We start from the raw sequence: 23,017 nt of genomic DNA, 5'->3' as shown, positions 1-23,017 counted from the left end.
GCGCCAGCGCTTGATCGGCCGTTCCGGCGGCGCGTCGGCCCCCACGACAGTCAAACGCGCCTGAGCGTCCTTGGTCAGTTCATCCGCCGACGGCACGGCGATCAGATCGCGTCCCTCGGCCACGCGCTATCTCCTATTCCGCGCGCGGCGGACCGTCGGGATCGTCCAGGCTATAGCCCAGGCCGCGGATCGTGGTGATGACGTCCTGCCCCAATTTCTTGCGGATGCGCGTCACGAATACCTCGATGGTGTTCGAATCGCGGTCGAAATCCTGGTCGTAGATGTGCTCGATCAGCTCGGTACGGCTGACGATCTTGCCCTTGTGGTGGAGCAGATAGGACAGGAGCTTATATTCCTGCGCGGTCAGCTTCACCGGATCGCCGGCGAGCGTCACCTTGCCCGATCGCGTGTCGAGCCGGACATCGCCCGCTATCAGTTCGGACGAAGCATTGCCCGAAGCACGGCGGATCAGTGCGCGCAGACGGGCAATCAATTCCTCGGTCTGGAACGGCTTGGCGACATAATCGTCGGCGCCGGCATCGAGTCCCGCTACCTTGTCCGACCAGCTGTCGCGCGCGGTCAGCACGAGCACCGGGGTAGTCTTGCCCTGTTTGCGCCAGCGGTCGAGAACGGTCAGCCCGTCGATTTCCGGCAAGCCGAGATCGAGCACGATCGCGTCGTAATTCTCGGTCTCTCCGAGAAAGAGGCCTTCCTCGCCGTCGCCCGCCGTGTCGACCGCATAGCCCGCCCCTTCGAGCGTATTCTGCAGCTGCTGGCGGAGATTGGGTTCGTCCTCGACGATCAGAACGCGCATTGTAATCCCCTTCGCGCGAGCCCCTTCACAGGAGCTCGGATTAGCCGGTGCGGCCGATGATCTGGCCCGAACGGCCGTCGACCTTCACCCAGATGACGGTTCCATCGCGCAGGAACTTGAGCGTGTAAATGCCGCTATCCGGATCGAGCTCGGGTCCGAGATATTGCGCGCCGCGCATCGAAGGCACCACGCGACGCTCGATTTCAGGCAGCGGCAGCACGCGGCCTTCGCGCCGCGCTTCCCACGCGCGCCGCTGGTCGCGCTGGAAATGCGGTTCGACGGGCGGCGGAAACGCCGTCTGAGACAGGGTCAAGGCAAGCGACGCGAACATCAACATGGCTGGTTGCATAGAGCGACGGGCTTGAACACCCTGTGAATGAGCCGAAGCGCGGCAGACGGCCACGTCCGGCTGACTCGCGCAAGGCCGGCCGGCAGGTCGCGCAAGCGAGCTGGCCGACGACACGGAATTTACTTCCGTGTCGGCCCCTCGCCTTCATCCCATCACGCCGCGGCAAAGCCGCGTCGTCGACCCTCGCCCGGAGCGAGGCCGGCCGGGCGTGCGCGGCCCCTCGATTTAGCGTTGCTAAATCGCTAGGTGCGCACGCCATGGCAGCCCCTATCCTATCGTATGAAGACCTCGGCCTCGTTCAGGGCGCCGGTTGGCTGTTCCGTCATCTCGACCTGCATATCGGCGAGCGCGACCGGCTCGCGCTGATCGGGCGCAACGGCGCGGGCAAGACCACCTTGCTCAAGCTGATTGCCGGTGCGATCGATTCGGACGAAGGGCGCCGCACCATCGTGCCGGGCACCAATGTCGTGCTGCTAGAACAGGATCCGCGGGTCGATGGCTGCGCGACGCTCGCCGATTTCGTGATGGCCGGGCCCAATGCGCCCGCGCGCCACGAAGCCGATGCGATCGCCGATCAGCTCGGCATCGATTTGTCGCGCGACGCCTCCTCGGCCTCGGGCGGCGAGCGCCGTCGCGCCGCGATCGTCCGCGCGCTGGCGCAGAACCCCGATGTGCTGCTGCTCGACGAACCGACCAACCATCTCGACATCGCCGCGATCGAATGGCTCGAGCAATGGCTGACGCGGTTCACCGGCGCCTTCGTCGTGATCAGTCATGACCGCACGTTCCTGACTCGCCTGACCCGTCAAACCCTGTGGCTCGACCGTGGGACGATCCGCCGCAGCGAGATCGGCTATGGCGGGTTCGAGGCGTGGACCGAGCAGGTCTATGCCGAGGAGCAGCGCGCCGCCGAGAAGCTCGACGCCAAATTGAAGCTCGAGGAGCATTGGCTGCAGCGCGGGGTCACCGGGCGCCGCCGCCGCAACATGGGGCGGCTCGCCAAGCTCAAGGACATGCGCGCCGAACGCGCCGCGATGCTAGGCCCCCAGGGTGCCGCCGCGCTCGTCACCGGCAGCGACGACGTCAAGACCAAGGTGGTGATCGACGCCAAGCATGCGACCAAGGCGTTCAAAGGCCGCGTCATCATCCGCGACCTCAATTTGCGCATCACGCGCGGCGACCGGATCGGCATCGTCGGCCCCAACGGCGCGGGCAAGACGACGTTGCTCAGGATGCTGACCGGCGAACTCGAGCCCGATAGCGGCGTGGTCAAGCTCGCCAAGACGCTCGATGGCGTCGTGATCGACCAGCAGCGCAAGCTGATGGCGCCGGAGAAGCGCGTGCGCGACGTGCTGGCCGATGGCGGCGACTGGATCGAAGTGCTCGGGGTCAAGAAACATATCCACGGCTATCTCAAGGACTTCCTGTTCGATCCCAATATGGTCGAGGCACGGATTGCGACCCTGTCGGGCGGCGAGCGGTCGCGGCTATTGCTGGCGCGCGAATTCGCACGGCGATCCAACCTCTTGGTGCTCGACGAGCCGACCAACGACCTCGACCTCGAGACGCTCGACCTGCTCCAGGAAGTGATCGCGGATTATGAGGGCACGGTACTGATCGTCAGCCACGACCGCGACTTCCTCGACCGCACCGTGACGCTGACGCTCGGTCTCGACGGGTCGGGCACCGTCGACGTCGTCGCGGGCGGCTATGCGGACTGGGACGCCCGGCGCAAGCGGCGGCCGGAAGCGAAGAAGGCGGCGGCGAAACCCGCCGCGACATCGCCGGCCGAGAAGCCCAGGGCGGCCAAGCTCAGCTACAAGGACCAGCGCGACTACGATTTGCTGCCCAAGCGGATCGAAGAGATCGAAGCCGCGATCGCGCGAGACGAAGCGGCACTGGCCGACCCCGCACTCTACGTCAGCGACCCGGCAAAGTTCGCCGCGCTGACCAAAGCGATCGACGCCGCGCGCGCCGAAAAGGATGCCGCCGAGGAACGCTGGCTCGAGCTTGCCGAACAGGTCGAAGCGCTGGGTTGAGAACCCAAATAAGCCTTTGCTCTTTAAGCGATCCATTTCCAAGTTCGTCATCCCCGCGAAAGCGGGGACCCATCTCGGAGAGAGAAGTCACGCGTGCCACGGCTGTTTGGCAAGCTGGAGCGAGCAGGAGATGGGTCCCCGCTTTCGCGGGGATACGACTGAAATATAAGTCCTCAACCTAGGCTGAAACGCGGCCCTCAGGCAGCTTTTGGCATCCGGGAAGTGAAGGACGCCCGCGTCACCGAGACGGTCAGTCCCGGCCCCGTATCCGAATGCTCGACGGTTGCGCCCAATTGCTTGGACAGCGCCTTGATGATGGTCGTCCCCAGCCCGGCCTCCGCTGGTATTGTCCGAGGGACCGACTGGCCCACGCCGTTGTCGGAGACGGTAAGCTTCCAGTCGGGCCCCTTGACCTCATAGGTCACCATGATCCGGGCATCGGGCTTGCCGCCGGGAAAGGCATATTTGATCGCGTTGATGACGAGTTCGGTCACGATCAATCCCAGACTGACCGCGGTAGCCGATTCGATCATGCCCTCGTCGGCCATTGCTTCGATGGTAATGGGACTTACTTCGCCGATCATCGACGCAGCCAGCCCGGCGCACAATTTGGCGAGATAGGTAGCAACCTCGATCTGATCGATGCCGTCGGTCGTGTGGAGATATTGCTGAACCGCGGCCACCGACATCACGCGTTGATGGGCGTCCTGCAAATGCCCCCTGGTCTCCTCCGACAGCACCGCCCGCGCCTTCAGCAAGAGGATGCTGGCGATGATCTGGAGGCTGTTGGCAACCCGGTGGCGCATCTCTTCGAGCAGGACTTGCTTCTGGCCGAGCAGATCTTCGGTCTGAGTCAGCAGCGCGGTTTTCTCGCGCTCGATTGCGCGCCGCGCGGTGATGTCGCGAAAGGCCAGCAGGATGGTGATGTTGGGGCTGTCCTGGTAGATGACCTTGCGCGCGTTCAGCAGCATGATCCGTTGCCCGACATCGGGGAAATCATGCTCGACCTCGAAATTGTCCATCGCGATGCGATCGGGAATGACCGTCTCGAGCAAATGACGCAGCGCAGGGATATTCCACTGCCCATCCCCCAGATCGAACAGCAGGCGGCCGTCGGTGTGGTGGGCTTCGACCTTGAAGACCTCGTAGAAGGATCGGCTCGCGGTAAGCACGCGAAACTCCTCGTCCAGAATCAGGAACGGCTCGGGAATCGTGTTGACGATCGCCAGCGCGAGCACCTGTGCCTCGGCGAGATCGTGAATCGGATCGATGGGAATGCCTCCGCTTGCAGGCGGGAGCACGTTCGTCTCTCGGTTGCCGTTGCCTGCGGGGCGGATGGGCAATGCCGCGCTATATCATCCTCCGCCGGCGCGACCTAGGACATCGTTCGCTTCACAATGCAGCCTGACCCGAGGTCGAGCTAGTTCCGGCTTACCAAATGGCTGCCGTCCGGTAGCTGATCGAACGCCCAGCGCTGACCGGTAAACTGCTGGATCACCTCCGCTGCCGTCCGCGCGTGCTGGCTGGGTTTCACTGTCGTGAAACTCCCTCCGCCGGCAAGCGCGAATGGCAGCAGCAACTGGTCCGCCAGATAGGGACCCGCGAAGGCACCCGACGCGAGGAATCCCGCCATCCGCTGCGCCGCCGTCTTCGCCAGCGATTCGGCCGATACGCCCAATTTGCCGAACCCGGTCACCACTTCGACCGCGTTCTCGAACACCGCCTCGAGCAGCAAGGCGTTGCCCGGGCCTTGCTCCTCGGGCAGCTGACGGACCGAGAAGGCGTCCTCGGGCCAGTCCGGCAGCAGCTTGCGCGCAACCTTGATCTCGCGTTCGGCGATATCGAACGGAAGCCCGGCGACTCGTTGCTCTCGACCGCCAACGACGCGGATCGGCTGCGCGATTATCTCGCCCGGTTCGGACTGGACTGGGCGATAATTTCGCAAGCCTAGCGGCCGGCAAACCGGGGCCTATCAAACCGCAAATACCGTTGACCGTTGTCCGGCGAGTGTGGCACTGCCCAGCCCGCTGAACATCCAACTGCACAAGGCACGGCAAAAAACGCGCCCTTGATGAAGCCAAGTGTTTGGAATGCGGGTGTAGCTCAATGGCAGAGCAGAAGCTTCCCAAGCTTACGACGAGGGTTCGATTCCCTTCACCCGCTCCATCGGCAACCGCAGAAATCCTTGGTTTTCACAGTCTAGCGCTGCTGCTTCGGACGTTCCCCAAAGCGATCGTTCGTTCAGCCGAACACCCGGAGGCAACAATCGAGTGCTAGCGACCAGTCGACTCCATACGTTTTTCGCATTCGGCATCGGTCTTCATTTTTTCATTTTCACTACTTTTGTGAAGATGAATTGCTCGTCAGCTGGCCACACGGACGGCGCGTAAGCGGAAATGACCTTTCCAAACGAGGCGGCTGCTACCGTCTGCAGTCGCACGAGGGACGCGCGGTTTTCGACAATCGAGATTGCGCCCGGCAATGCACCCTTTCCATTGGTGTTCGGATATATGTACCGGGGTCTTGCAGCGCAGGGCGGTTCCGGCCCGGTCGTCGCCTCACACGGCGGGTTCGACGGCGTTGGAGGCCTTCGCAAACAAGCGCGCGATCGCCATCTGGAGCGTGCCGCATTTCGATCAAAACGCAGCACGCTCCAGGCCCGAGGCAGCCCGACGGCCCATGGGCCGACGCGCTCCCGATGTCCGCTGCGCCAGTACCGTCGGCTAGAAATTCACCGTCGCGCCGATGAAGATGGTCCGCCCGAGCGGATCGTATACGCCGGGATAGGTATTGCCGTTGCCGAACGCCGACAAGATACCCGCGGCGATGGCTGGCGGATCCTTGTCGAGCAGATTGTTCACCCCCGCGCGGAACTTGAAGGCTTTGGTGACAGGCACCGTCGCGGCGAGATCGAAGTAACTATACGCGCCGATCCGGTTGTTCACGACACTGGGCGCTCCAAAGGGAGACAATTTGGTCGAGCCGAGATACCGCCAGGACAATGACAGCGTCGTGCCCTGCTCCAGGACCCAGGTCGTTCGCATGACATGGCGCCATTCCGGCGAAGGCTGGCCGCAGGTGTAACCATACAGTCCCTTGCATTCGGTCGTGCCTTGGCCGGGCAGCGGTTCGGCGGTCTGGTTGATCAGATAGGTACCGACCAGATTGAGATTGAGCTTGCCGAGGCTTCCGAGGCCGAGCGTATAGTCGGCGGTGACGTCGATCCCCGATGTCTTGAGGAAGCCGGTGTTGAGCGTGGTGGAGACGATATAGCCGTCGGTTCCGAAGATCGCGCCGCTGCGGGGGTCGCGATGGAACAAGCCGCAGAAGAACGGATCGCTCGTCTCCACGCACTTCTCGATGATCAGCGAGGGGTCGATCGAACCGATATAGCCATTTACCTTGATGTGGTAATAATCGACCGACAGCGAGAAATTCGGGACCTGCCTGGGCGTCAGCACCAGGCCGACGGTATAGGTGTCGCCGATCTCCGGCTTCAACGCGAGATTGCCCCCGCCAAGCGCCGAGCAGGTGTCAGCCGGACAGGCGATGACATGACCATATTGAGCGGCCGACACGCCGGTTATAGCGCAGGCTGTCGCGCTGGCGTCGGGCGTAGCACCCGAGCATGGATCTTGCGCCGCGACATTGCCGACCTGCTGCGAGGCGAACAGTTCACCGATATTGGGCGCGCGGATCGCGTGGTTATAGCTTGCGCGCAGGCGCAGCATATCGACCGGGCGCCAGGCCAGTTCGCCCTTATAGGTGAAGACGTTGAAGCTCGACTCGAAACCCGTCGACTGCTGCGAATTCTTGTAACGCGAATAGCGGAGCGCGCCGTTGACCGTAAGTTCGCGGAAGAACGGCTTGTCCTCCAGGATCGGGACCTCGATCTCGCCATAGCCTTCGATCACGCGGATGCGACCATCCGCGTCGGTGGTGCCGCCTTGCTTCGCGATAGCGTCGCCGGTGAAGGTGAGCGTCTCGAGCCTGTGTTCCGCACCGAGCACGAGCGAGATGCCCCGCGAGGCCCAGGGGCTGGTGATGCCATATTGGCCGAGATCGCCGGTGATGGTGCCCGAGAACACCGTCTGCCGGTTACGGCCCGCCGTGTTGCTGGGGCTGAACAGATAGGTCGCCTGATCGGCGGTCACCCCATTGGCCTGAAATACATTGGCGGGGATGCACGACGGATCGGACCCGTCCACGACAGATCGGCAGGTGGGCGTGCCATTGACCGTTACCACGTCAAGCGCCCGCTGCGCTTTCACATTGTCGACGTTATTGAGATAGGTCTCGTCGAAATTCACTCGCGAATGCAGGTAGTTGAGGTCGTAGGTCAGACCCCTAGCGATCTCGCCGCGAAGGCCGGCGGTCCAGCGATAATCCTCGTGCCGGAGATTGTCGCGGCGCGGCGCGATCGCCAGGCGATAGCCGATCAGCGTGGGCTGCAGGGTGGCGGTTCCGGCATCGGCGCCGCACAAGGCAGTGGCCTGGCTCGTACCCAATAGCGGACTGTTGCAGGGTACGTTGAACGTGGTCCCGAGGAACAGCGCGGAAGGCGCGGCCTGCGAAAAGGTGTGGTCCCGCATGTACATGAAGCTGCCATAGGCCTCGGCAGCGGGACTGAACTTGAACTTGGCGAAGCCGCCGGCGGTGACGCGGTTGTCGGAACGCTGGAAATAGTTCGTGGGAGCGTAATTATACGCGAAGCTCTGATCATAGGGCACCCAGTTCCGGCTTCCTTCCTTCACGTTGGTGAAGGTGATGCCTTGATTGGGCCCCGCGAGCGGAACGAATGTGCCATAGGGCGTGTTGCTGGATCCGCCGCACACCAAAGCGGTCCCGGCGTCGTCGGCCGGCTGCAGCGCACACGCCGACACGTCGCGGCTCGATTGCAGTACGGGGTCGAAGTGCCGGTAGCCGGCATACACAGTGATGTTGCCGCGATCGCCCGCAAAATTCTTGCCGAACGCGATGTTGAGGTCCTGCTTTGTGCCATCGTTGACGGTTCGGGGCGCCAGGTCGAAACCGCGGCTGCGCATGATCGAGCGCACATCGTCATTACCGTTGCCGTGCTGGGCAAGGCTGACCTGCGCATCGGCGCGCAAGCCGTTGAGATTGTCCTTGATGATGAAGTTGACCACGCCGGATAGCGCATCCGAACCATAGACCGCTGACGCGCCGCCCGAGACGATATCGATGCGCTCAACCAGCGCGCTCGGCACGAAATTCAGGTCGACTGCCTGTTGCGGCAACAGGCGCCGACCGTTGAGCAGGACCAGCACTCGGCTCGAGCCCAGGTCGCGCAGATTGATGTTCGACGTGCCGTCCGATCCGTTCGACACGTTCTCGTTCGCGTCCGCGGTGAACTGCGGCAGGCGGTTCAGCACACTCTCAACCGTCGTGGCGCCCTGATACTGGATTTCGTCGCGGCCGACGATGGTGAGAGGGCTATTGCTCTGAAGGTCTGAGCGGCGGATGCGTGTGCCGGTTATGAGAATCTCGCCGCCCTCCTGTTCGGGCGGCGCGGCGGAGTCCGCTGAAGGGGTAGCCGCGACCTGAGCCATTGCGCTCGTCGACAGCAACGCCGCCACCAAGGCGGCGGAAGCCGCCGCAAATTTCCCCTTTGCCACGCCCATCCTCCTGATTGCCTGCTGTGCAGATCAGTATGACGAATGGCATCGTGGGTCAATTATTTTATACGATATCCGGTATACCGTTGTTTTTGCCAGCCGATGTGCTCGACCTGGCAAAGAAGCCGAAGCGATTTCGCGTTGCTCTAAACATTATACTATATACTATCAGGCGATGAGATCAGAAAAAGGTGCTCAGCAGGTGCTGAGGTTGTCCGTCGTCAAACGCAGGTTGATGGTGACTGCTGAGAGGGCCGTCTCTTTTGCGCCTGGCGCGCGCCCGGCCGATTTGCGGCGAACAAGCGCGCCACCAAGGACGCGTACCGTGAGCTGCCGATAATGGTCGGCCCAGATCTGAGTGATCCGCCCAGGGCTGATGCGTTTGCGGTCGTCGATAACGGCACGAGAGGCGGAACCTTTCTCGGCCATCCGCTCGGGCTTTTCCTCTTATTTTTCCTCGAGATGTGGGAGCGCTTTTCCTATTACGGCATGCGCGCGATCCTGATCTTTTACCTCACCAAGCACTTCCTGTTCGCCAAAGATCATTCCTATGCCGTGTATGGCGCCTACACCTCGCTGGTCTATATTACGCCGGTTATCGGCGGGTATTTGGCCGATCGCTATCTTGGCGCGCGCAAGGCGGTGATCGCCGGTGGCATCTTTATCGTCATCGGCCACCTGCTGATCGCGGGGTTCGAAGGGCGGGTCGGTGAGCAGGGCCCGTATCTCAACGGCTTCTACTTTGGATTGGCGGCGATCGTGGTCGGCACCGGCTTTCTCAAAGCCAATGTCTCGGTGCTGGTCGGACAACTCTATGCCCGCGACGATATCCGCCGCGATTCCGCCTTCTCGATCTTCTATATGGGGATCAATACCGGCGCCTGGCTCGGCCCGATCTTCATCGGCATTCTCGGCGAGACGGTCGGCTGGTCCTATGGTTTTGGCGCCGCGGGCGTCGGCATGCTGCTCGGACTCGTCGTGTTCGTGCTGTTCCGGAAAGCCCTGCACGGCGCCGGTCCGCCGCCTTCGGCTCAACGGCTGGCCGCGCCGGCATTCGCCGGACTATCGCGAGAGTCGCTGATCTATATCGGGGCAATTGGCGCTACCGGCGTGTCATGGTGGTTGATCCGTTCGCAGGACACTGTCGGCCTGCTGTTGATCGTGTTTTCGGTGCTGACGGTGAGCTACATCGTCTACCGATCGGTCTGGACTCTCTCGCCGGTCGATCGCGACCGGATCTTCGCGGCGCTCTTCCTGGTGGCGCTCAGTCCGCTGTTCTGGGCGCTGTTCGAGCAGACCGGATCGTCGCTCAACATATTCACGGACGAGCGTGTCGACCGCGTGATTTTCGGCTGGGAGGTCCCGGCATCGGTGTTCCTGTCGATCAACTCGGCCTTTATCATTCTGCTCGCGCCGGTCTTCGCCTGGGGCTGGAACTGGCTCGCCAGGCGTCGGCTCGAACCGAACGTGCCGTTGAAGTTTGGCCTCGGCCTGGTCCTGGTCGGGTTGGGATTCCTCGTGCTTGTCGCCGGTGCGGCCGGCGGCGGTGCGCTGACACCCGCGGTCTTCATCGTGCTGCTCTATCTGTTCCATTCGATGGCTGAACTGTGCTTCTCCCCGATCGGCCTGTCGTCGATGACCCGGCTGCCGATCGCCAGCATGACCGGCTTGATCATGGGCACATGGTTTCTGTCGACCGCCGCCGGCAATTTCATTGCCGCCTTGATCGCGCAGACTACCGGCGGCGCCGGCGGCGGGCCGGACACGATCTTGCACGTCTATGCCAATATCGCCTGGTTCTCGATGGCCGTGGGCGTCGCGGTGATGGCGCTTAGCCCGTTCGTGATCCGCCTGATGCACCTGGAGACGATCGGCGATTCGTGACGGGTATCGGGGGAGCTCCGCCAACTGCGGGCGACAATTTTCGTCTGCCGCATGCGCCTCGAATTCTGCTTTTCCGTTCCACTTAAAATGTCAGACAAGTAACTTGTATACTTTATATTGTATGTCATATAATGCCTGGCTGGAAGCACGGCGGAGCGCCTTTGCTAAAGTTGGGGGTGGATTTGGCGATGAAGACGAAGGTCGTTTTAAGCCTTGCAAGCTGCGCATCAGCGCTGCTCGCCACGAGCGTTCCTGGCACTGCGTCGGCGACGCCGTTGACCGCAGGCGCGCAGGCCGCGGCGTCGGCAGAGCCCGTCAGTAAAGCCGATCGCGCCGCGGCTCGGCGCAAGGCGCGCGCGGAACGTGCGGCTGCGCGGCGGCGGGACAAGGCCATCAAGCAGGCGGCCGCGACTGGTGCCGACACCGCGAACTATGTGGGTGCGGAAGGCAACGACATCGTCGTGGTCGGCTTGCGGGGCAGCCTGAAGTCTGCCCGCGATCGCAAGCGCAATTCCAAGCAGATCGTCGATTCGGTGGACGCGGAGGATGTCGGCAAGCTGCCGGACAACAACGTGCCGGAGGCGCTTGCGCGCGTGTCGGGCGTGCAGATCGACCGTTCGCATGGCGAAGGCACCGGCGTCACCATTCGCGGCCTGAGCGACGTGCAGACGACGATCAATGGCAATGAGGCATCGAGCGCCGGCTCGCGCTCGCTCAATCTCGCCGATATCCCCGCCGAGTTGCTCAAGTCGGTGCAGGTCTACAAGACCCGCAGTGCGGACCAAGTCGAAGGAGGTATCGCCGGTACGGTCAACGTCGAATTGCGCCGTCCGCTCGATCTGAAAAAGGGCCTGACGATCGCCGGCAGTTTCCGCGAGACCTTCTCGGATCTCGGCGACACCAAGAGCCCCTATGCCAGCCTGCTGCTCGCCGAGCGTTTCGACACCCCGATCGGCGAGATGGGCTTCCTGCTCAACGGCTCATACACCAAGAATAATTATTTCGAGAATTACATCGTCAGCGAATCGCCGCAGCAGATCGGCTTCTTCACTGGCAGCCAGTCCAACGCGCAGTTGCCCGTTGCGCTGCAGGACACGATCATTCCCTATGCCATCAATTATGGCGTTGAATCGGGATCGATCAAACGCCCGTCGCTTAATGCTTCCTGGCAGTGGCGCGCGAACGAGCATCTCGATTTCGTCCTCGAAGGATCGTATCTCGGCGTTCGCTCGAACGACGAGCACAACAATCTCCGCATTCAGACCAATAGCGATCAAGGTTCCTATAGTAACCTCGTCGTCAACCCAGATGGAACAATCCGTTCGGTGACGATCACGAATAACGGCCCCGAGGGTGTCCAAGGTGGCCCGCTCAACATCTATCAAAAGACCAAGAGCGACACTTACAACGCCAATTTCGAGACGCACTGGCATTCGGACAAGGTTCAGATCAATTTTGGGACCCAGTATAACTGGTCAAATCTGCACCAATATTTTGACCAAAGTCAGTACCGCCTTACCGGCGGCAACGTGATCAATGTCGACTTCAATTCGCCCAACGTTCCCGGCGGCGGCCCCTTTGTCACTTACCCGAATACCGACATCGGAAATCCGGCCAATTACAAGCTGTACCAGATCCACGATGAACGCGGCACCAACAACGATACGATGTTCGCGACCAACCTCGACTTCACCGTCCAGACCAGCGCGACGGGCCTGGTGCGATCGGTACAGTTCGGTGCGCGCTTCACCAAGCATACCATCGCGCGCGATTACGGCTATCGCGATGCCTTCTACTTCAACACGGCCGCCGCGCCGACGATGAACGCGGTCGGCAGCGCGACCGGCATCAGCGTCGCTGCGACGACGCCGGATATATCGGGCGCGCCGACCTGGTACCATCTCGGCGGTGCCAGCCTGTTCGACAATTTCACCGCGATGCGGAACTACCTCATCGGCAACGGCGCCGATCTCACCGGGCGCGATTGGACGCTGTCCCAGCCCGCGACCACCGACCCGGGCGAAAGCTTCAAGGAGCATGAGCGCACCTTCGCTGGTTATGGCCAGCTCAACTACGGCTTCAATGCGCCCTTCCCGGTAGATGGCACGATCGGCCTGCGCTACGTCAACACTTGGGGCACGGCGGTAAGCTCGCGCTACGCATGGAACGCTTTCCTGCCCGATGGCACGCCCGATTATGGTCAGGGCGTGGCCTTCATCCCGACCGGCAGCAAGGTGAATTACGTCGACCTGTTGCCCAGTGCGACGGCGATCCTGCACTTCACGCCGAAGCTCCAGTTGCGCCTTTCCTACACCCACAATGTCGAGCGCCCGGACTTTTACAGCATGCGCTCGGCCGTCAACATCCTCGATGCGACGACGGCGGGCCGGGTCTATGCCGGCAATCCGAATCTGAAGCCGACCCAGGAAAACAATTATGATGCCTCGCTCGAATATTACTGGGGCAGTGGCAATATGGCCTCGCTGGGCACGTTCCTGAAGAACCAGACCGGGTTCATTTATTATACCGAGATACGCGAGGCAGTTGTCGGCTTGGCCCCCAATCCCAGAGCTGCCGACGGCCTGTATATTGTCGGCAAGCCGCGCAACGCCGGGCCGGGCAAGATCTTCGGTTTCGAGGGGCAGGTGAATACGTTCTTCGACTTCCTGCCCGGTTTCGCGAAGCATTTCGGCATCAGTGCAAACTTCACCTATATCCCGAAAGCGTCGCTCCAGCTCGCCTACGCGGATGCGGCTGCGGATACCCAAGGGTTGTATGACGCACCCTATACGTCCAAATATTCCGGCAATCTGGCGCTTCTTTATGACACGCCGGTATTCAGCGCCCGCATCGCCTACAATTATCGTTCGAAGTACAAGACCGGCATCGATTATGTGAACCCGGGATATTCGATCTACACCCGATCGACGTCCCGGCTCGACGCGGCCATAAACTATACGCCGTTCAAGTTCGTGACCTTCAGCGTCGAAGCCACCAACCTGTTGCACGATAATGCCGCCTCGTATTTTGGTGCTTACGAGGCGCTTCCGGTGGGTGTCCGCGTCCAGGCACGGACGATCCAGACCAGCGCGCGTTTCAGGTTCTGATGACTCGCCGGTAGCTGTTCGGGCATTTGGGAGGGGCTGCGACAGGCGTCGCGGCCCCTCCTTGGGTGTGCGTCGGAGCTACGAGCCCGGGGTGGGCGCCGCGGTGTCGCAGGCCGGCTCACGAAAGCCGAAGACGTCGCGATGGACCTGCCGGACATGTTCGAGGTGCCGCGCGGCCGATTCGGCCGGCGCGAGTTGCGTGTCGTTTCCTTTTCAGCGGAACGCGAAACGCGCGCGCTGATACTGGACTGGCACTATTGTCGGCGAGAGGGCCACGGCCAACTGCCCGGTGACGCAGCGTGGCGCGGCGCTGGCTGGGGCGTCAGCGCGGCGTCAAGACGACAATGGTCGGCCCGGCCGACAGCGCGATCGTGCGGGCGCCGCGCTCTTCGGTTCCAGCCGTGGTGGCGTAATGCCGCCCGGCCTTGGTGGTGGTCTCGACGAACAATCGAGCCGCAGGCGTCGCGGCATTGGCCGGGTCGAGCGTCAGCGTGATCGTGCCGGTCGTCGGAGCATAGACGGCATTGGCGATCTTGCCCGCCTCGAGCGTGATCCACGTACCCGTCGGCCCCACGAACAGCCGCGTGCGCGCGCCATCCCTGGGCACGACGCTGACAGAATCGCGAGCCTTGGTCAGGTTTCCGCCATACGACACCCAGCCGAAGGTGGGATCGTCGATCAGATAGGTCGCCGCGGCATAGGCATGGCCAAAGAATCCCATGCCGTAGTCGCCGGTATAGGGGTCCCATGCCATGCGGTCAGGCCAGGAATGGAACGCGGCCGAACCGAAGCCGTCGCGATCGATATTGGTGATCCCCCCCATCATGCCACCATAGGCGACGCGCAATAGATGCGTGTCGGCCGGATTGGCGCGATAGGCGTCGAACAACGGCACGGCGTTGAGCGTGGAGCCATAATGGTGGATCTGCCGTTCGATCCGCGGAAATTTGCCCCCGTAGAGGAAATCCCAATAGCGGCGGGCATTGCCGTTATAGCCCCAGCTCGGAATGGTGGGATCGTAGCCGAGAATCGCCTCGCGCGTCGTGTCGGCCTGTGGCTGGTATCCGAAATAGCGCATCCAGGCGTACACTTCGGGCTGGCCGGTAGAGTCCCACGCCATCTCGCTGCCGAACGGATATTGCAGCGTCTTCCAATGGTCGGCGCGGCCCTTCATCAAGGTTTCCATATTGGCGGCTTCGGCGGTCAACCCCTCGCGCTTGAGATCCTTGAGGATGTCGACGAACACGTCGCCCTCCATCAGCCCGAACTGCGTGTAATAAGGCGCATCGCGCATCATCGCGGTGACGGTGCCGTAGGCGTGCTCGAGATACCAGCGCCAGTCGTGCCGCGTCACCAGCCCGGCATGGTTGCGCGCGAGGCGGTAAAGCACCCAATGCCCGATCGCGACATGCGGGTAATTATAGGCCCGGCCGAGATCGTCGGCATCCTTGTGCGACCACGATGTCCAGTTGCGCCAATTCTCGACCGGGTCGTAATAGCCGGGATGCTCCTTGGGGTCGTAGTAGAAGATGCTCTTCTTGACCGCGCCGGCATGCTCGCCGCTGGCCACCTGCAGCTTGCCGACGACGGTTTCGTCAACCAGCTGCTCGAGTTTGCCGACCTCGGCCGCGTCAGGATTGTCGAGTTGCTTCATCATCGCCGCAACCCAGCTGCCGGCGCCGCCTTCGTCGCTCATCCCCGCGATCCACACGCGCGGTTCCTGGGCGAGGATCTTGCCGGCCTCGCGGTCGTAGGACAGGATTGCGGGGGCGCGGCGGAACGGATCAGCCTTGTCGTCGAACCATTGCCTGGTCGTGGTGAAACGACCGATATCGGCCATCGCCTGCTCGAGCGGCTTGGTGATATAGTAACTCACCGTCTGCACATTGCCGTCGGCATAGGTGATGCTCAGCCGCGCTTGGCCCCAGCCATGCGCCTGGATATCGTAGCGCGCCCAGCCTTTGGCCGATGCGGTTGGCGTCGCGACCAGGGCGCCTTGCGGATAGGATTCGATCTTGGCAACCGCGCTGGCATATTTCAGGAACAGCGACGCGCGCAGATCGGTCGGTATGACATAGCCTGGAATGCCGACCGCGACCGGTCGGCGCTGCGCCGCAAGCGTGCCCTCGATCGCCCGAATAGTGGGCGATTGCACGAAGCGGACGCCGACCTCATGCCGCTCGCCCGGCGCCAGCATGATGCTGGTCGGCACATTCCATTGTGTGCCGGCCTTGCTCCATTCCTTGTCCGCATAGCCCTTTGACGCGACGGTCCAGTCGTAAAAGCCTTCCGACGTCTGGCTACGGGGACTTTTCTCGGTGAAGGTCGTGTCCTTGGGGACGGCGCGGTCCCATGGCAGCGGGACATAGGCCTCCAGCGGGCTGCGGCCCTCGGGCAGGACGAGCAAAGCGGGGCCCTTGCCGCTCAGTCGCGTGACCTGCAGATAACCGGCGTCGCGCCCGATATACGGATCGACAAAGCTCGCCTCGGCATGCGCCTGTTCGAGCGTGCGGTCGTCGATGATGTTGTCGAACACCATCGGCATGCCGAGCACACCGATCTCGACAGGTGCGTCTGACGTGTTGACCAGCGTGAAGCGCAGTGCCGGGGCTCCACGGACGTTTACCCAGCGGCGCTCGATCCGCAGCGGGATGTCGCTCCCCATCGACGCGGTGATATCCGCCGCGGCCACGGTCATGCCGCCGGTCGGCAGCGGCTTGATCGGGGCGCGATGGTGTGCCGAAGCGAAGTCGCGCCATTGGCCGCCGGCCATACGGAGCCGGATATCGATGTCGCCGACATGGTTGAAGCCGTCGCCCTGGCGCTCGGCCTCGCGCTTGCCGGGGACGAAGTCGAACACCGGATCGGCGAGCGGCGACAGGCCGGCGAGAGTCTGTGTGTCTCGGCGCAGGATAAGCTGCAGGGTGCCTATCCGCAGCGTTGTCGTCGCGATCGGCGGATAGACCGGTTTGGTCGGCTTGCCGTCCTGGGCCAAGGCGGCGAGCGGCAGCGTCGCCACCAGCGCCAGCAGCGAAACACGTGACATTGGGAAACGAGTCATCGGAGGTCTCACTGATTGGCTGCGGCGGCCAGCGCTGCTGGCTTGGCGGTCTGGTCTTCGAATTCGGCGCTGGCCGGCGGAGCTTCGTCGAGCAGATTGCGGACGAAATAATCGCGGAATTTGCGCCAGAAGAAGGGCTGGGCAACGCGGTGCGTGGTGTTGGGCAGCACTGCCATGTCGAAACTGCGATGCGCCTGGATCAGCGCGGCGCCGAGGCGGAAGCTTTCGGTGATCGGCACGTTATCGTCGATATCCCCGTGGATCAGCAGCAACTTGCCTCGCAAATTGGCCGCGACGGAGATGTTCGAATTGCGATCCCACACGGCCGGGTCCGGATTGCCCATCGTCACTTCGGGCCACCATGCCTTGTCGAGCCGCAAGTCGTGATTGCCGGATGACGCGACCGCGACCTTGAAGAAATTCGGGCGGCGCAGGATGAAGCGCGCCGCGTCATAGCCGCCGGCCGATCCGCCATAGACGCCGGCCCGGCTGGTATCGATATAGGGGTAGCGCGCCGCCATTTGCCGGATCATCGCGATATGATCGTCCAGACCGACTTCGCCGAGATTCCGGTAGGCGGGCAGGCGGAAGGCCTGGCCGCGCTGCGACGTGCCGGTCGCGTCGATCACCACGACGATCGCGCCGATCTGCGCCACGCTGGCGGGACCATTGGTCAGCGCGTCGCCAAAGGCGCTGGGGACGACGTGCATCGTCGGCCCGGTATAGACATTATCGATCACCGGATAGCGTCGGGTCGGGTCGAAGTTCGCCGGGCGATAGATCATCGCATAGAGTGGTGTCTTGCCGTCCGCCGCGACGCCCTTGAACGGCTCAGGCATGGTGAACCCGCTCGCGGTCAGCGCCGAGGCGTCGGCATGGCCGAGCTCATACACGATATGCCCGTCACTAGTGTCGCGCACGACGGTGCGCGTCGGCACAGTCGGGCTCGACATCGCATCGATCGCGAAGCGGCCGTCTTCCGACACGTGCACATCGTGTTCGAGCGGTTCGGGCGTCAGCAGGACCGGCCGCGTGCCATCCAGGTTCACGCGGTACAGCGCGTGATAATAGGGATTGCGATCGGCTTCGCGGCCGACCCCGGTGAGCAGGATCGAGCGGTGTTCGGCATCGACATGCTCGATCGCCGTCACTTCCCAATTGCCCCGGGTCAGCGGCACGCCGCCATTGGGATCGTCGGGCCGCACCAGATAGAGCTGCGCCCAACCCGAGCGCTCCGACACGTCGAGTTCGCCGCCGAGTTCGGGGGCGGGCTGCAGGAAGCTCGAGGTTACCGTGACGATCGGCTTCGTCGCCTCCCGCGCGGTGATGGTCGAGGCGCCGGTGACAGGGTCGGAAGAATAGACGACGAGCTGGCCATAACCGCGCTCGATCCACATCGAGCGCACCTTGCCGGCCGACCAGCCCATGTCGGGGTCGGCCGGGTAGAGCAGGGACTCGCTCGGCACCTGCAGCGGCACAATCTTCGCCCTGCGATGCTTGAGCGCATCCTCGACGTCGATCACGAGGCGGCTCGCCTGCGGCAGCTTCGATGCGCCCGCGAGCGGGTAGACGTACGAGAAACTGCGCGGATAGAAGGCGTCCGGCGGGGTCTCCTGCGTCATGGTCAGCCGCTGAACCCCGGTCGTGTCGAGCCGCCACGTGAGGATGCGCTTGCTGTCGGGCGACCAGCGGATCGACACCGGGAGCACAGGGTCTTCGGTACCCTGTTTGAGGATTTCCGACAGCTCCGCGATGCCGCGGCCATAGGGCCTGTCGCGCGTGCCGTCGGTGGTTAGCGCGACCTTGCGACCGGTCTTCAGGTCGATCGCTGCGAGGTTATGGTCTTCGGCGACGATGCGGAAGCGACCATCGGGTGAGGTGGCGTCGTCGCCCTTGGGCGAACCCTTCGCCGCTTGGGCCAGAGTGCCGTCGCTCTTGAGCATCCAGCGCTTGTCGAACGCGCCGAAGCTCAGCGTGCCGGTCGCGACGTCATATTCGGGGTCTTCGAGGTGGAGCTCGGCCGGGACGATCGGCTTGCCGGCCGCGCTGGACAGGAGGCCGGCCAACGCCGCCTCGGCAATGACGGGGCGCGCCTGCCGCGTCGCCAGGTCGAGAAAGAGGATCTCGCGCTTGTCGGCGGCGCCGCGCCGGAAGAGGATGCCGTTACCATTGTCGATGAAGCTGGCGTCGAGATTCTGGTCGACGATCAGCGCGCGCATCCCGGCACCGAGATAACGGTCGGCAAGCTTGTAGCGCTGTTCGACGGTGGGCGCGGCACCGATAGGGTCGGCCAACGCCGCAGCGGGAATCATTGCGCAGGCCACGCCCAGCAGGAGTGCCGCGCGGGCTCTTCCGGGGGCGGTCTGATGAACGGGCAGCATGACACGAGACGGCACGGCAATCCCCCTTTCGCCAATGTCTACAGCAGTCGGCCCTTCGCGCGTCAACAAATATTATACGGTATATGATCATCCCATGATCCATAACGCAGCCATGCCCGAGGAGCGGGCTGCCTTATGGGCGCACAACATCACGCGTGGAGGCATGCCAAATCAAAATGACATCTTTCCAGCGCTTTGGTGCGGTCCGCGATAATTGCGTCTGCACCCCTCTGCAGGACTCGATGTATGGATCCTTGCGCCAGCATATGCCGCGTTCGGCGATTGACCTCGCTGAGCAGACACAGTAATCGTATACAGTATTCTACGGGGAATGGCACATGCAGAGCACGCGTCGCGAATTGATGGCCGGAGCGGCGGCGCTGGCCGCGCTGGCGGGGCCGTCTGCCGGTCTTGCCGCGATCGCGCGGGGAGCAGGATTGCCGCGCAACGCCAAACCCCTGCCGCTCTCGGCGGTACGGTTGCGGCCATCCGATTATGCGACCGCGGTCGAGGTCAACCGCACCTATTTGCTGCGGCTGAGCGCGGACAGGCTGCTGCACAATTTCCGCGCCTATGCCGGGCTCGCGCCCAAGGGTGAAATCTATGGGGGATGGGAAAGCGACACGATCGCGGGCCACACGCTCGGCCACTACATGTCGGCGCTGGTTCTGATTCACGAGCAGACCGGTGATGCGCAGGCGAAGGTCCGCGCCGACTATATCGTCGACGAGTTGGCGGCGGCGCAGGCGGCGCGCGGCAACGGCTATATCGGTGCGATGCAGCGCAAGCGGAAGGACGGCACGGTCGTCGACGCGATCGAGATCTTCCCCGAGCTCATCAAGGGTGAGATCCGCTCGGGAGGGTTCGATCTCAACGGCGCATGGTCGCCATTCTACACTGTCCACAAACTCTTCGCGGGGCTGCTCGATATTCATGCCAGCTGGGGGAATGCCAAGGCTCTGTCGGTAGCGGTCGCGTTTGCTGGCTATTTCGAGCCGGTCTTCGCCGCGCTCAGTGACGCGCAGATGCAGGAAATGCTCGGCACCGAATATGGTGGCCTCAACGAGAGTTTCGCTGAATTGTCGGTGCGTACCGGCGATCGCAAGTGGCTCGCGATCGCCGAGCGATTGTATGACCGCAAGGTACTCGATCCGCTCGCCGCGCAACAGGACAAGCTCGCCAATTTCCACGCCAACACCCAGGTGCCCAAGCTGATCGGTCTGGCGCGAATCCACGAACTGACCGGCGAGCCGGCCAAGGCGACCGCGGCGCGGTTCTTCTGGCAGACAGTGACGCAGCATTACAGCTACGTCATCGGTGGTAATGCCGATCGGGAATATTTCTCCGAGCCTGACACGCTCAGCCGCCATATCACCGAGCAGACGTGCGAGCATTGTAACACTTACAACATGCTCAAGCTGACTCGCCAGCTGTATAGCTGGCAGCCGGACGGCGCGCTGTTCGACTATTATGAGCGCGCGCACCTCAACCATGTGATGGCGGCGCAGAACCCCAAGACCGCGGGCTTCACCTATATGACGCCGCTGCTGACGGGTGCCGTGCGGGGTTACTCCACACCCGCCGACGACGCCTTCTGGTGCTGCGTCGGCACCGGCATGGAGAGTCATGCCAAGCACGGCGAGTCGATCTTCTGGGAAGGCGAGAGCGCGCTGCTGGTCAACCTCTACATCCCCGCCGACGCGACGTGGCGTGCGCGCGGCGCCGAGCTGACGCTCGACACACGATACCCCTTCGAACCGACCTCGACGCTGACCTTGGGCAAGCTCGCCAGGCCCGGCCGGTTTGCGATCGCACTGCGCGTGCCGGGCTGGGCGGCGGGCAAGGCGGCGGTGGCCGTCAATGGCCGGCCGGTACGCCCCCGCTTCGCCGGCGGCTATGCCATCGTCGAGCGCAGCTGGAAGGCGGGAGACGCGGTTGCGATCACGCTGCCGCTCGACCTTCGCCTCGAAGCGACGCCCGGCGACGAGAAAACGATCGCGGTCCTGCGCGGGCCGATGGTGCTGGCGGCTGACCTCGGCACGACCGAGGGCGACTGGGCCAGCCCCGATCCGGCACTGGTCGGCGCCGACTTGCTCGGTGGCTTCCGCGCGGGCGCGACCCCGGCGACCTATACCACCAGTGGCGTGGTGCGGCCTGGCGATCTGACCTTCGTCCCATTCTACAAGCAATATGAGCGGCGCAGCGCGGTCTATTTCAAGCGCTTCACGGAAGGCGAGTGGAAGACCGAGGAAGCGGCCTATGTCGCCGAACAGGCGCGGCTCAAGGATATCGCGGCGCGCTCGGTCGACGTCGTCCATCTCGGCGAGATGCAGCCCGAGCACGACCATGGCCTGACGTCCGACAAGTCATGGCCGGTCAGCTATCGCAATCGCAATGGACGCGACGCGCGCGCGGGCGGCTTCTTCGAATTCACGATGAAAGCCAAGCCCGGCCCGCTCGTCCTGCAGGCAACCTATTGGGGCGAAGAGCGCGAGCGGGACTTCGACATCATGGTCGACAATGTGAAAGTCGCGACGCAGCATCTCGGCGGCGATGCGCCCGGCAAGTTCGTCGACATCGAATATCCGCTGCCTCGCGCGCTGACCGAGAACAAGACCCAGCTCAAGGTGCGCTTCGTGCCGCACGAGCGCAGCACGGCGGGTCCGGTGTTCGGGGTGGTGCTGTTCACGGCCAGGCCCGGCGCCACCAAGTGATCGACACCGAAACGTCGCCTACCGTCGTGATGACGCTTGCGGAGGTCCGCGCGCTCGCGCGTAGCGTGTTGTTGCGCGTCGGGCTGTCGAGCGACCATGCCGATGCGGTCGCCGAGACGATGATGGCGGGCGAGCGCGATGGCTGCGCCTCGCACGGGCTGTACCGCCTGCTGGTTGCCGCCAGGAGCGTGCGCGCGGGAACGGTGGTGGCGGACGCGACGCCGGTGCTGTCCGAACCGGCGCGCGCGCTCGTTCGAGTCCATGGTGGCGGCGGCTTCGCGCAGCTGGCATTCGAGACCGGCCGGGCCGTGCTAGCCGACAAGGCGCGCCGCCACGGCATCGCCGCGCTGGCGCTCAACAATGTGGTGCATTTCGCAGCGCTCTGGCCTGAGGTCGAGTGGCTGGCGGGAGAAGGGCTGGTGGCGCTCGCCTTCACGCCGAGCCATGCCTGGGTCGCACCTGCCGGCGGCACGCGGCCGGTGTTCGGAACCAATCCGATCGCGTTCGGATGGCCGCGGCCGGGCCGCGAACCGTTCGTGTTCGATTTCGCGACCAGTGCGGTCGCGCGGGGCGAGATAGAATTGCACCGCCGTGCCGGCAAACCCGTGCCCGACGATTGGGGTTATGACGCGGACGGGCAAGCGACGACCGACGCCAAGGCGGTGCTCGACGGCGCGATGCGCACCTTCGGCGGACACAAGGGCTCGGCACTGGCGGCGATGGTCGAATTGATCGCGGGGCCGTTGATCGGCGACCTGACCAGCGCTCAGTCGCTCGCCGCCGACGGCGGCGCGGGTGGGTCGCCACTCGGCGGCGAACTGATCGTGGCAATCGACCCGGCCGGCTTCCTCGGCGACCAGGTCGAAGCGCATCTCGCCCGCGCGGAGAGCCTCTTTGCCGCGGTCGAGGGACAGGGCGCGCGCTTGCCCTCGCAGCGCCGTTATGCAGCGCGCGCTGAGAGCAAGGTCCACGGCGTGCATATTCCGGCGCAGTTGCTCGCCGATATCGACGCCTTGGTGGCAGGAGCATGAC

At 63.5% G+C, this 23,017-nt stretch carries 12 protein-coding genes and 1 tRNA gene; 6 read left to right on the top strand and 7 right to left on the bottom strand.

Annotation, left to right across the window (positions count from 1 at the left end; all coding sequences use genetic code 11):
- Positions 1-133: 133 nt before the first annotated feature.
- Entirely contained in the window at positions 134-814 is a 681-nt protein-coding gene (locus AC1DSD_RS16000) for a response regulator transcription factor (protein WP_066590860.1), read from the bottom strand.
- A 40-nt stretch (positions 815-854) separates the two neighbouring features.
- Positions 855-1,151: a PepSY domain-containing protein gene (locus AC1DSD_RS15995; RefSeq protein WP_478031483.1), complete on the bottom strand. Its 297-nt coding sequence runs from the start codon at positions 1,149-1,151 to the stop codon at positions 855-857.
- Positions 1,152-1,420: 269 nt separating this feature from the next.
- On the opposite strand from AC1DSD_RS15995, the gene AC1DSD_RS15990 reads away from it, so the two are divergent.
- Positions 1,421-3,202 carry an ABC-F family ATP-binding cassette domain-containing protein gene (locus AC1DSD_RS15990; protein ID WP_478031481.1) on the top strand — a complete coding sequence of 594 codons (1,782 nt, stop codon included), beginning with the start codon at positions 1,421-1,423 and terminating at the stop codon, positions 3,200-3,202.
- A gap of 197 nt (positions 3,203-3,399) precedes the next feature.
- Here the strand turns inward: AC1DSD_RS15990 and AC1DSD_RS15985 are convergent, their stop codons facing one another.
- On the bottom strand, positions 3,400-4,503 hold the full coding sequence (locus tag AC1DSD_RS15985; RefSeq protein WP_478031480.1) for a sensor histidine kinase: 1,104 nt from the start codon (positions 4,501-4,503) through the stop codon (positions 3,400-3,402).
- Between the two features lie 119 nt (positions 4,504-4,622).
- The gene (locus AC1DSD_RS15980; protein ID WP_478031479.1) at positions 4,623-5,147 is read right to left on the bottom strand and encodes an RNA 3'-terminal phosphate cyclase; all 525 of its coding nucleotides are present in this window, start codon (positions 5,145-5,147) and stop codon (positions 4,623-4,625) included.
- A 147-nt stretch (positions 5,148-5,294) separates the two neighbouring features.
- Between AC1DSD_RS15980 and AC1DSD_RS15975 the strand changes: the two genes are divergently transcribed.
- Positions 5,295-5,368, top strand: a tRNA-Gly gene (locus tag AC1DSD_RS15975).
- Positions 5,369-5,925: 557 nt separating this feature from the next.
- On the opposite strand, the gene AC1DSD_RS15970 is transcribed toward AC1DSD_RS15975, so the two are convergent.
- A complete protein-coding gene (locus AC1DSD_RS15970) occupies positions 5,926-8,838 on the bottom strand; it encodes a TonB-dependent receptor domain-containing protein (protein WP_478031478.1) in 2,913 nt (970 codons plus the stop codon).
- A gap of 339 nt (positions 8,839-9,177) precedes the next feature.
- On the opposite strand from AC1DSD_RS15970, the gene AC1DSD_RS15965 reads away from it, so the two are divergent.
- Both AC1DSD_RS15965 and AC1DSD_RS15960 read left to right on the top strand, forming a co-directional pair.
- Positions 9,178-10,722, top strand: coding sequence for a peptide MFS transporter (locus AC1DSD_RS15965; RefSeq protein WP_478031476.1), 1,545 nt, complete (start codon positions 9,178-9,180; stop codon positions 10,720-10,722).
- A gap of 275 nt (positions 10,723-10,997) precedes the next feature.
- Entirely contained in the window at positions 10,998-13,829 is a 2,832-nt protein-coding gene (locus AC1DSD_RS15960; RefSeq protein WP_478031475.1) for a TonB-dependent receptor, read from the top strand.
- A gap of 322 nt (positions 13,830-14,151) precedes the next feature.
- Here AC1DSD_RS15960 and AC1DSD_RS15955 read toward each other — a convergent pair whose 3' ends face one another.
- Both AC1DSD_RS15955 and AC1DSD_RS15950 read right to left on the bottom strand, forming a co-directional pair.
- Entirely contained in the window at positions 14,152-16,890 is a 2,739-nt protein-coding gene (locus AC1DSD_RS15955) for a DUF5695 domain-containing protein (RefSeq protein ID WP_478031474.1), read from the bottom strand.
- An 8-nt stretch (positions 16,891-16,898) separates the two neighbouring features.
- Positions 16,899-19,202 carry a S9 family peptidase gene (locus tag AC1DSD_RS15950; RefSeq protein WP_478031473.1) on the bottom strand — a complete coding sequence of 768 codons (2,304 nt, stop codon included), beginning with the start codon at positions 19,200-19,202 and terminating at the stop codon, positions 16,899-16,901.
- A 407-nt stretch (positions 19,203-19,609) separates the two neighbouring features.
- Here AC1DSD_RS15950 and AC1DSD_RS15945 point away from each other — a divergent pair, with 407 nt between their 5' ends.
- Entirely contained in the window at positions 19,610-21,985 is a 2,376-nt protein-coding gene (locus tag AC1DSD_RS15945; RefSeq protein WP_478031472.1) for a beta-L-arabinofuranosidase domain-containing protein, read from the top strand.
- A 29-nt stretch (positions 21,986-22,014) separates the two neighbouring features.
- Entirely contained in the window at positions 22,015-23,016 is a 1,002-nt protein-coding gene (locus AC1DSD_RS15940; protein WP_478031547.1) for an Ldh family oxidoreductase, read from the top strand.
- The last annotated feature ends 1 nt before the right edge of the window (position 23,017 follow it).

This window comes from Sphingomonas sp. P4_D12 (genome assembly GCF_056401895.1).
Note: the sequence above shows the minus strand (reverse complement) of the source record. Positions and strands in the feature narration are given on the sequence as shown.

Coding starts and splice junctions, on each gene's coding strand:
- AC1DSD_RS15950 (WP_478031473.1), bottom strand. CDS start 19,202: ATGATTCCCGCTGCGGCGTTGGCCGACCCTATCGGTGCCGCGCCCACC.
- AC1DSD_RS15945 (WP_478031472.1), top strand. CDS start 19,610: ATGCAGAGCACGCGTCGCGAATTGATGGCCGGAGCGGCGGCGCTGGCC.
- AC1DSD_RS15990 (WP_478031481.1), top strand. CDS start 1,421: ATGGCAGCCCCTATCCTATCGTATGAAGACCTCGGCCTCGTTCAGGGC.
- AC1DSD_RS15940 (WP_478031547.1), top strand. CDS start 22,015: ATGACGCTTGCGGAGGTCCGCGCGCTCGCGCGTAGCGTGTTGTTGCGC.
- AC1DSD_RS15955 (WP_478031474.1), bottom strand. CDS start 16,890: ATGACTCGTTTCCCAATGTCACGTGTTTCGCTGCTGGCGCTGGTGGCG.
- AC1DSD_RS16000 (WP_066590860.1), bottom strand. CDS start 814: ATGCGCGTTCTGATCGTCGAGGACGAACCCAATCTCCGCCAGCAGCTG.
- AC1DSD_RS15965 (WP_478031476.1), top strand. CDS start 9,178: ATGGTCGGCCCAGATCTGAGTGATCCGCCCAGGGCTGATGCGTTTGCG.
- AC1DSD_RS15995 (WP_478031483.1), bottom strand. CDS start 1,151: ATGTTGATGTTCGCGTCGCTTGCCTTGACCCTGTCTCAGACGGCGTTT.